2 protein-coding genes are annotated in these 1030 nt (G+C 69.1%); both read right to left on the reverse strand.

All coding sequences use genetic code 11. The annotated features are described in order from the left end of the window. On the reverse strand, positions 1-475 hold a 475-nt coding region (locus tag B7767_RS48575), incomplete at its 3' end, for an ATP-binding cassette domain-containing protein (protein WP_256923656.1). Beyond that, a partial coding sequence (locus tag B7767_RS33280; RefSeq protein WP_179167387.1) for an ABC transporter permease occupies positions 468-1030 on the reverse strand: 563 nt, incomplete at its 5' end. The genes B7767_RS48575 and B7767_RS33280, both read right to left, overlap by 8 nt.

The following is a 1030-nucleotide window of genomic DNA, read 5'->3' on the forward strand; positions in this document are numbered from 1 at the left end:
GGATGAAGTCGCCCTTCTCGTTGATCCCGGAGAAGTCGACGATCTCGTCGTAGCGTGCGCGGATCTCCTCGCGGGACATGCCCATGGCGAGCCCGCCGAGGTGGACGTTGCGCTCGCCGGTCAGGTCGCGCATCAGGGCCGCGTTGACGCCGAGCAGGGAGGGCTGGCCGTCGGTGTAGATGCGGCCGTTCTCCACCGGGAGCAGTCCGGCGACGGCCTTGAGCAGGGTCGACTTGCCCGAGCCGTTGGTGCCGATGAGCCCGATCGCCTCGCCCCGGTAGGCGACGAAGGAGACCCCGCGCACGGCGTGCACCGTGCGCACGCCGGACGCCTTCTCGGTCTGCTTGCGGCGCAGCATGCGGTTGAGGGCGGCGGTGGCGGAGCCGCGTCCGGCGCCGGTGCCGTTGACCCGGTAGACGATGTCGACGCGGTCGGCGACGACCGTGGGGATCCTGGTGTCGCTGCTGTCAGCCACGGCCGTATTTCTCCTCTGCCTTCCAGAAGTACACGAAGCCGATCACGCCGGCCAGCAGCGCCCAGCCCACCGCGAACGCCCACACGTGCGGGGGCAGGTAGGAGGAGCCGTACTCGTCGATCATCGCGAAGCGGACCAGGTCCATGTAGATCGCCGCCGGGTTCCACTGCAGCACGTCGGCCAGCCAGGTGGGCACGTCCTTGTCGTGCAGCATCGCCGGGATGCTGAACATCACGCCGGACGCGTACATCCAGGTGCGCAGCACGAACGGCATGAGCTGGGCCAGGTCGGGCGTCTTGCTGCCCATCCGCGCGAAGACCAGCGCCAGCCCGGTGTTGAACACGAACTGCAGCAGCAGCGCGGGGACGACGAGCAGCCAGGACAGGGTGGGCAGGCTGCCGAAGGCCACCATGACGACGACCAGCACGATCATCGAGAACAGGAGCTGCTGGAGCTGCTGGAGCGCGAAGGAGACGGGCAGCGAGGCTCTGGGGAAGTGCAGGGCCCGCACCAGCCCCAGGTTCCCGGAGATGGCCCGCACCCCGGCGAGCACCG

Origin of the sequence: Streptomyces sp. 13-12-16, from assembly GCF_002114215.1 — a bacterium.
In the GTDB taxonomy this organism is placed as follows: Bacteria; Actinomycetota; Actinomycetes; order Streptomycetales; family Streptomycetaceae; genus Streptomyces.